The 8,333-nt window shown below is 70.0% G+C and carries 9 protein-coding genes; 5 read left to right on the forward strand and 4 right to left on the reverse strand.

All coding sequences use genetic code 11. The features are described 5' to 3' along the window. On the forward strand, positions 1-359 hold a 359-nt coding region (locus BFF77_RS22700), incomplete at its 5' end, for a hypothetical protein (protein WP_245703652.1). A gap of 196 nt (positions 360-555) precedes the next feature. Then, on the forward strand, positions 556-1,071 hold the full coding sequence (locus BFF77_RS22705) for an SRPBCC family protein (RefSeq protein ID WP_066952836.1): 516 nt from the start codon (positions 556-558) through the stop codon (positions 1,069-1,071). A gap of 163 nt (positions 1,072-1,234) precedes the next feature. Here the strand turns inward: BFF77_RS22705 and BFF77_RS22710 are convergent, their stop codons facing one another. Continuing rightward, entirely contained in the window at positions 1,235-2,413 is a 1,179-nt protein-coding gene (locus BFF77_RS22710; protein ID WP_141698493.1) for a PucR family transcriptional regulator, read from the reverse strand. Between the two features lie 298 nt (positions 2,414-2,711). Here BFF77_RS22710 and BFF77_RS22715 point away from each other — a divergent pair, with 298 nt between their 5' ends. Continuing rightward, entirely contained in the window at positions 2,712-4,502 is a 1,791-nt protein-coding gene (locus BFF77_RS22715) for an alpha-keto acid decarboxylase family protein (protein ID WP_066952840.1), read from the forward strand. A gap of 71 nt (positions 4,503-4,573) precedes the next feature. On the opposite strand, the gene arsB is transcribed toward BFF77_RS22715, so the two are convergent. Together arsB and BFF77_RS22725 are read right to left on the reverse strand one after the other, a co-directional pair. Continuing rightward, complete coding sequence (gene arsB, locus BFF77_RS22720) at positions 4,574-5,716, reverse strand: ACR3 family arsenite efflux transporter (protein ID WP_079125394.1); 1,143 nt, start codon at positions 5,714-5,716, stop codon at positions 4,574-4,576. Further along, positions 5,713-6,027, reverse strand: coding sequence for an ArsR/SmtB family transcription factor (locus BFF77_RS22725; RefSeq protein WP_066952842.1), 315 nt, complete (start codon positions 6,025-6,027; stop codon positions 5,713-5,715). Before BFF77_RS22725 ends, arsB begins: the two co-directional genes overlap by 4 nt. A gap of 91 nt (positions 6,028-6,118) precedes the next feature. Between BFF77_RS22725 and BFF77_RS22730 the strand changes: the two genes are divergently transcribed. After that, entirely contained in the window at positions 6,119-6,565 is a 447-nt protein-coding gene (locus BFF77_RS22730; protein WP_066952844.1) for an arsenate reductase ArsC, read from the forward strand. 68 nt (positions 6,566-6,633) lie between these two features. On the opposite strand, the gene BFF77_RS22735 is transcribed toward BFF77_RS22730, so the two are convergent. After that, on the reverse strand, positions 6,634-7,398 hold the full coding sequence (locus BFF77_RS22735; protein WP_066952847.1) for an SDR family NAD(P)-dependent oxidoreductase: 765 nt from the start codon (positions 7,396-7,398) through the stop codon (positions 6,634-6,636). A 246-nt stretch (positions 7,399-7,644) separates the two neighbouring features. Here BFF77_RS22735 and BFF77_RS22740 point away from each other — a divergent pair. Further along, on the forward strand, positions 7,645-8,333 hold a 689-nt coding region (locus BFF77_RS22740), incomplete at its 3' end, for an MFS transporter (RefSeq protein WP_141698494.1).

Consider the following 8,333-nt stretch of genomic DNA (forward strand, 5'->3'; position numbering starts at 1 on the left):
CGCGCGACCGTCGGCCGGGGCCGCAGCCCCGGCCGACGGTCGCGCGTGCCGTGGTGCCGGAGCCTCGTCGTGGGCCGCGTACACCGTTCGGTCCTGAGCCGAAGGCCGATCCGATGACCGAGAGCGAGAGCCCGCAGGTCCGTGTCGCTCCGCTTGTGGTGCTGCCGGTTCAGGAGGCGGATCCGCCGTTCCGGCTGGTGGAGGTCCACGGTGAACTCGCCGGCAAGGCGTTCTCCCTCCAGGATGTCTACGCGTACGCCTTCGCGGCGGGGCTGAGGGGCGCGGACATGGACGACCCGGCCGTGGTCCAGTGGCTGGGCGGCGACCAGTACACCTGGAGGGTCAGGCACTGGAGATGACAGACCCGGCCAGGGTGCCGAGCGGATCCCGGAAGGCACACCGGACACCGCGCCCCGCACACCGCGCCCCTCAGCCTCAGCACTCACACCGCGCCCCCGCACACCGCGCCGCCGCACACCGCACCACTCACCGATCCTCACCTCTCACCCCTCTCACCCCTTTCACCCCTCACAGCCGAATCGCCAGGGAGGGCACATGGCTGTACGGCACCAACTCATCCGCAGCGAGCCGTCCGCGGTCTGGGCGGTCCTCGAAGATCCGTCGCGTTACGCCGACTGGGTGGTCGGCGCGGACTGTTCCGTCCCCGGGGAAGGCCCGTGGCCCGAGGTCGGCTCCTCTCTCGTCTACACGGTGCGCGTGGGGCCCAAGGCGTTCCGGAGCCGGACCGTCGTCCGGCGTTACGAGCCGCCGCGGTGGCTGGAGTTGGAGGTGCACAGCGGGCCGTTCGGCACGGTGCGTATCGCCTTCGACATCCGGTCCTGGGGCGACGAGACGCTGGTGATCGTCGACGAGCATCCGCTGCGCGGCTTCGCCGGTGTGGTCCACAACCTGGTGATCGACGCGCTCCTCCAGGTCCGTCACCGCGGCATGCTCGCGCGGCTCGCGGACGTGGTGGAACGGGAGAGCGCGAGATCCGCCGGACGCTCCACGGCGGCCTGGTCCACGCGGCACCGGCCGAGCGCGTCGGACGGACGGGACACCTCGCCATGAGGGACCGGCCACCAGGGGAGCCCCGGCCGCCACGAGAGAACTGGCCACCGTGACAGACCCGGCCATGACTCCCGGATCCCTTCCCCATGTCCGTCATACGGTCTGACAGATACCGTCCGACGGATACGGTCCGACACCGGCTCCGATGCCCTTACCGGCCCGGTCAGGGTGTGCGCCCGGCCGGGTAGAGATCGAGGGCCAGGAGCGATCTCATCAGGCCGTCCCGGGTTCTGGGATCCCAGCCGGTGAGCGTCGTCCAGCGGTCCAGCCGGTACACCACCGTGTTGGGATGCACGTTCAGCGCGCGGGCGGCGGCGGTCGGGACGAAGCCGTGGTCCGCGTACGCGATCACGGCTGCGGCCAGATGCGGGTGCGCGTGGGCGGTACGGGCGCCGACGCCGAGCACATCGCTCAGCCGGCGGGACTGCTCCGCGAGGCTCGACTGGAGCCAGGCGACCGAGTAGCGGACGGCCCCGCCGCCGTCCCGGCGCAGGGCCAGCGACAGCGCGCCGTCGGCGTCCTGGAAGCTGTCGGCGGCTCCTGACAGCCCGGTCCTCGGCAGGCCCACGCCGAGAGGCGCGTCGGCCGGACCGCTCTCTGGACCGCTCTCCTGGCCCATTGCCCGGCCGAGTGACCGCAGGATGAACCCGTCCGGCACTCCCTGGCTCAGGACCGACAGCGCGTCGCCGTGCATCGTGGCCACCACCACGCCCGGCCCGGTGGCGACATGCCGACGGAACCGCTCCAGGCCGCCGTTCGGCAGATCGGCGGAGCGCCCGCGGAACGCCTGGAACACGCCGGCCGGGTCGTAGCCGAGTGAACGGGCCAGCGTCACCGTCGCCTCGTCGGCCGGATCGGCCGCGGCCATGGCCTCGATCAGCCTGCGGTACCGCTCCTCCTGCGCCGACAGCTCCGAGCGGAGGACCGTTTCGTACGCGACGGCCACCGCGTCGGTCAGTTCCTGGATCCAGGTCCAGAACGTCGTGACCTGGCCGGCCAGTTCGGCGACCGACTCCTGTCCCCGGCGGACGGCGCCCTGCATCAGCGCGTTCCAGGTCTCCCGGTAGCCGATGTGGTACGCGCCGAGGACGGTCTCGACGGGCAGCCCCTGCACCGCCCGTGCCGCGCCCAGCCGCGACGACGCCCGGAGATATTCGGCAGAGGGCATGATTCCGCGTTCCAGTCCGCCCAGCAGCCCATGGAGCTGGACCGTCACATCGTGAATGTGCTCCTTTTCCGGCACGACCGCGTACCGGGGCATCTCCGTACGGATCATTTCCGTGACTCTCGGCGCGAAGGACGGCAATTCATCGATCATCTCCCGGAACAATGAATCGATCATGGTCGCCTCGTGTTTCGCGTGCTGATCCTCACCGGTACGGGCGCGCCGGCGCACCGGTACATCCGCACGACGTCCCCGGCCGCTGTCCCGCGCGCGCCTGTGGAATCACCGTACATCTCCTGCCGAGGGCCCGCGTCCGTGCCATCTCCATGCCTGCGCCACCGCCCTGACCTTGGGGTTTCCCCAGGAAACCCGCACGCGAATTCTCGCTTCCTCCCTTACCGGGAACGGGTGTGATCCCGGACGGTGGAGGGAGAGATCACGACCGCGGGCCGGGGGAAATCCTGGAGTGGGACCTATGACCTCACGTGACATCACGATCGCCGAATATTTTCTCGACCGTCTCGCCTCGCTCGGTGTGGACCATTTGTTCGGAGTTCCCGGAGACTACAATCTCGCCTTTCTCGACAAGGTGATGGAGTACCCCCGGATCGAGTGGGTGGGAAACGCCAATGAACTGGGCGCGGCGTACGCGGCGGACGGTTACGCGCGGGTCCGGGGGATCGGTGCCCTGCTCACGACCTTCGGGGTGGGGGAGCTGAGCGCCATCAACGGAGTGGGGGGCAGCTACGCCGAATACGTGCCCGTCGTCCATCTCGCCATGAGCCCCTCCACGGCGGCGGAACGCGCCGGCGCGCTGGTCCATCACACCGCCGGGGACGGTGACTTCGAACGTTTCGCGCGTGCCCAGCGGAGCGTCAGCGCCGCCATGGCCACCGTCACCCGCGCCGACGCCGCCGAACAGATCGACCGTGTCCTGATGGCGGCCCTCCGGGAGAGGCGGCCCGTGTATCTGCGGATGGCCTCCGACGTCGCGCTCGCCCCGACCGCCGCGCCCACGCGTCCGCTGCCGGACGAGGGACGCTCCTTCCCGGTCGGCGCCGCCTCCCTGGAGCGGTTCGCCACCGCCGCGGGCCGGGCGCTGGCCGGTGCGCGGAACGCCGCCGTGCTGGCGGATTTCCTGGTGGACCGCTTCGGCGCGCGCGAGGAACTGGCCGAGCTGCTGGACATTACTCAGCTGCCGTTCGCGACGCTCTGCATGGGCAAGACGGTCGCCGACGAGAGCCGGTCCACCAGTCTGGGGGTGTACTCGGGAGCCTTGGGCGACCCGCGCATCCGGCGGACCGTCGAGGACGCGGACGTCCTGATCCGGGCCGGAGTGCGGCTGGCGGACACGACGAGCGGCGGTTTCAGCCAAGGTTTCGATACCGGCCGGGGAATCGACCTCCAGCCGGAGTCGGCCTTCGTCGACGGCGTCGAGTACCCGGGCGTGCCTCTGGGGGTCGCGTTGAAGGCGCTGACGGGAGTGGTGGCGGGGAAACCGCTTGTCGACGCGTTCACCGGTGTCCCGGAAGTCTCCACCGCCGAAGCCGCCGCCACCGGGGCCGGGCCCTCCGCAGCCGGAGCCGGTACCTCCGGAGCCGCGGCCTCCGGAGTCGCGGCCGGCGGGTCTTCGGGCGGCCGAGCCTTGACCGACGAGAAGAGCCCCCGTCCCGACGAGCCACTGACCCAGTCGTATCTCTGGCCACGGCTGGCCAGGACGGTCCAGGAAGGACAGACCGTGGTCGCCGAGCAGGGCACGTCCTACTACGGTCTGTGCACTCAGCGCTTCCCGGCCGGTGCCCGGTTCATCGGACAGCCGTTGTGGGGCTCCATCGGATACAGCCTGCCGGCACTGCTCGGCGCCCAGCTCGCCGCTCCCGGCCGGCGCTGTCTGCTTGCCATCGGTGACGGTTCGGCGCAGATGACGGCGCAGGAACTCGGGACCATCGGCCGTTACGGTCTCACGCCGGTCATCGTCCTTGTCAACAACGGCGGTTATACGGTGGAACGCGCCATCCACGGCCCCGAGGCGGCGTACAACGGCATCGCCCGGTGGGACTGGCAGCGGCTGCCGGCGGCGCTCGGCGTCCGTGACGCGCTCTGTCTGAGCGCGGCCACACCGGCCGAACTGGACCGGGCCCTGGCGGCGGCGGACGAGGCCACGGACCGGCTGGTCCTGCTCGAAGTCCACACCGCTACGCACGATGCGCCCGAGCTGCTCCTGGACATCGTCGCGGAGATGAGCAGCCGGAACGGCGAGAGCTGAGCAGGTTGCCGCCTGCGTTTTTGTGGCGACGCGCTTGTGGCGACGCGCCGGGCGTGGACCCCCACGCCCTTTCAGGCCGGGCCGGGGAACCTCCCGCGCCAGGTCAGCGACAGGTACACGAGTCCGATCAGCACCGGTACCTCGATGAGCGGGCCGACGACGCCGGAGAGTGCCTGGCCGCTGGTGACGCCGAAGGTGGCGATGGCGACCGCGATGGCCAGCTCGAAGTTGTTGCCCGCCGCGGTGAAGGCGAGCGTCGCCGTACGGTCGTACGCGAGACCGAGCGCCTTGCCGAGCAGAAACGTGCCGCACCACATCACGGCGAAATACACGAGCAGCGGCACCGCGATCCGGGCGACGTCCAGCGGCCGTGAGGTGATGGCGCCTCCCTGGAGGGCGAACAGGATCACGACGGTGAAGAGCAGCCCGTACAGCGCCCATGGGCCGATCCTCGGCAGGAACGCCGACTCGTAGCGCCGCCGGCCCATGGTCTTCTCGCCGTACCGCCGCGTGAGGAAACCGGCCAGCAGCGGTACGCCGAGGAAGACGACCACGTTCAGCGCGATCTTCCCCATGGAGATGTCGAGACTCTGTCCGTCGCCGAGGCCCAGCCGGTTCGGCAGGAGGTCGAGGTAGAGCCAGCCGAGCAGGCCGAACGCGACGACCTGGAACACGGAGTTGAGCGCGACGAGGACGGCGGCGGCCTCGCGGTCGCCGCGGGCCAGATCGTTCCAGATGATGACCATGGCGATACAGCGGGCGAGGCCGACGATGATCAGGCCGGTGCGGTACTCGGGCAGATCCGGCAGAAAGATCCAGGCCAGCGCGAACATCACGGCCGGTCCGACGATCCAGTTGACGGCCAGCGACGACACCATCAGCTTCCGGTCGCCGGTGACCGCGCCGAGTCCGTCGTAACGCACCTTGGCCAGCACCGGATACATCATGACGAGCAGGCCGACGGCGATGGGCACAGAGATCCCGCCGATCTCCACCGCGGCCAGCGCGCCGTCCAGCCCGGGGACCAGCCGGCCGAGGCCCAGACCCAGGCCCATGGCGATCAGGATCCAGACCGCCAGGAAGCGGTCGAGTGCCGAGAGCTTCGCGACGATCGAGTTGTCGCCGGACCCCGCGTCCTGGTCGGGCCCCGTGCCCCTGCCACGCCCGGTGGGCCCGGTGGGCGCGACGGCGGACGGTGGTTCGGTGCCCGTCACGGACAGGTTCTCTTGGTGTCGGCGGCTCGGGTGGCACGGGCGGTGGCGGCGAGCTCGGCGAAGGCGCCCGCCATCGTTTCCAGCACCTCGGGCCGCAGCTTGTAGTACGTGAACCGGCCGCACGGCTCGGTGTCCACCACTCCGGCCTCGCGCAGCACGCGCAGATGGTTGGAGAGGTTCGTCTGCTTGGCGCCGGTCTCCGCCACCAGATGGGTGGTGCAGAGAGTCTCCTGGGCGAGCAAAGTCACGATCCGCAGCCTGAGCGGGTCGGCGAGGACCCGGAACAGGTCAGTGTCGACTGATGTCATCATGGGCTGATACTGTCACATCAGTGGCGGATGACGCCACCGGGTGCTGATGTCAAATCCACCTGATGCGCGTTTGAAGTGAGAGAGTCCTCCGATGTCCGGCAAGCCTTCCGTGCTGTTCGTCTGTGTCCACAACGCCGGCCGCTCCCAGATGGCCGCCGCCTGGCTGGCCCATCTCGGCGGAGACCGTGTCGAGGTCCGCTCGGCGGGCTCCGACCCGGGCGACACCGTGAACCCGGCCGCCGTGGAGGCCATGGCGGAGGTCGGCATCGACATCTCCGCCGAGGTCCCGAAGGTCCTCACCGTGGACGCGGTCAAGGAGTCGGACGTCTGCGTCACGATGGGCTGCGGGGACACCTGCCCGGTCTTCCCGGGCAAGCGCTACCTCGACTGGACGCTGGACGACCCGGCCGGGCAGGGCGTCGAGGCCGTACGCCCGATCAGGGACGCGATCAGGAAGCGGGTCGAGAACCTCATCGCCGAGATCGCGCCGGAGACCGCGGGCCGAAGGCCCGAGGGGGAGCGCGAGGGCCAACCGTGAGGGGCAGCAGTGATCAGTACTGACCGATGCTGCGTCGGCGGTGGTCGGCGATGCTGCGTCGGTGATGGTCAGCGACCGCCGGAGACGGTGATGTCGCTGCCGGTGACGAACGACGCGGCGGGCGAGATCAGCCAGGTCACGGTGTCCGCGATCTCCTCCGGACGGCCCAGCCGGCCGATCGGGCTGTGCGCCACGGCCTCCTTGGTCTCCGGACTCTCCAGATCCGCGGACATGTCGGTGTCGATGATGCCGGGTGACACGCTGTTGACGCGGATGCCCTCCGAGGCGACCTCGTTGGACAGGGCCCGGCTGAAGGAGACCAGAGCGCCCTTCGTGGCCGCGTACGGCACCAGTCCCGGCAGGCCACCGGTACGGGCGGCCACCGAGGCGATGTTGACGATGGATCCGCCCCGGCCGCCATGACTGGTGGCCATCTTCCCGACGGCGTGCCGGGCACACACCATCGGGCCGAGGACATTGATCGCCAGCAGATGCGACAGTCCACTGGCCTCCTGGAGGTCGAAGGGGGCGGACGTGCCCGTGGTTCCCGCGTTGTTGACCAGCGCGGTCAGCGGACCCAGCTCGCGCTCCGCACGTTCGAACATCTCCGCCACCTCGTCGGGCACCGACACGTCCGCGTGGATGGCGCTCGCCCGGCCACCACGCGCACGGATGCCGGCGGCCACGTCCTCGGCGGGTTCCTCGTGGGAGGAGTAGTTGACGGCGACGCCGTATCCGGCCTCGCCCAGTTCTGTGGCGATGGCGGCGCCGATGCCCCGGCTCGCGCCCGTCACGATGACTGTGCCGTGCTTGTCCTCAGCGGTCTTCGACATCGCTGTCCGCCCCTTGCTCGTCCCCTCCGCGCCTGCGTTCTGCCTTCTCTTCCAACGTACGCGTGCACGGGCGCACGCGCGGGGGAGCGGATTTGTCACCCGGCCCTGCCCAGCCGCGTCTATTCCCGCGTGGCGCGGGCACCTGGCGGATATTGGTGCGATCGGCCCGCGGTTCGGGCCGGTCCCGGTGTGTCAGGACCGGCTGCCGGGACAAGCGGGAACGGACGAGGGACGAGGAGGGAAGCGATGGCGACGCCAGCCCGACCCGGGTCGGGAACCACACCGCCCACCGGTGCGACGGGGACCGTCACCACGGCCGTACCGGCTCGGCTCGACCGGCTTCCCTGGTCGCGCTGGCACTGGATGATCGTCGTCGGTCTCGGCACGGTATGGATCCTCGACGGCCTCGAAGTGACGATCGTCGGCAATATCGCGGGCCGTCTGTCCGAGGCGGGCAGCGGACTGTCGATCACATCGGCGCAGGTCACCGGAGTTGCCGCCGCCCTGTACGTGGCGGGCGCGTGTGTCGGCGCGCTGTTCTTCGGCAGGCTCACCGACCGCTACGGCCGCAAGAAGCTCTTCATGGTCACTCTCGCCGTCTACCTCGGCGCGACCGCGATGACCGCGCTCTCCTTCGAGGCCTGGTGGTTCTTCGTCTTCCGCTTCCTCACCGGTTTCGGTATCGGCGGTGAGTACGCGGCCATCAATTCGGCCATCGACGAGCTGATCCCCTCCAAGTACCGGGGACGGGTCGATCTGATCATCAACGGCAGCTTCTGGCTGGGCGCCGTCGCCGGTTCGCTGCTCTCCATCCTGATGCTGAACACCGCGCTCCTCCCCGAGAACCTGGGCTGGCGCGTCGCCTTCGGACTCGGCGTGGTCCTCGGTCTGGTCATCCTGCTCGTACGACGGCATGTACCGGAGAGTCCGCGCTG

It is taken from the genome of Streptomyces lushanensis (assembly GCF_001700515.1).
GTDB lineage: Bacteria > Actinomycetota > Actinomycetes > Streptomycetales > Streptomycetaceae > Streptomyces > Streptomyces lushanensis.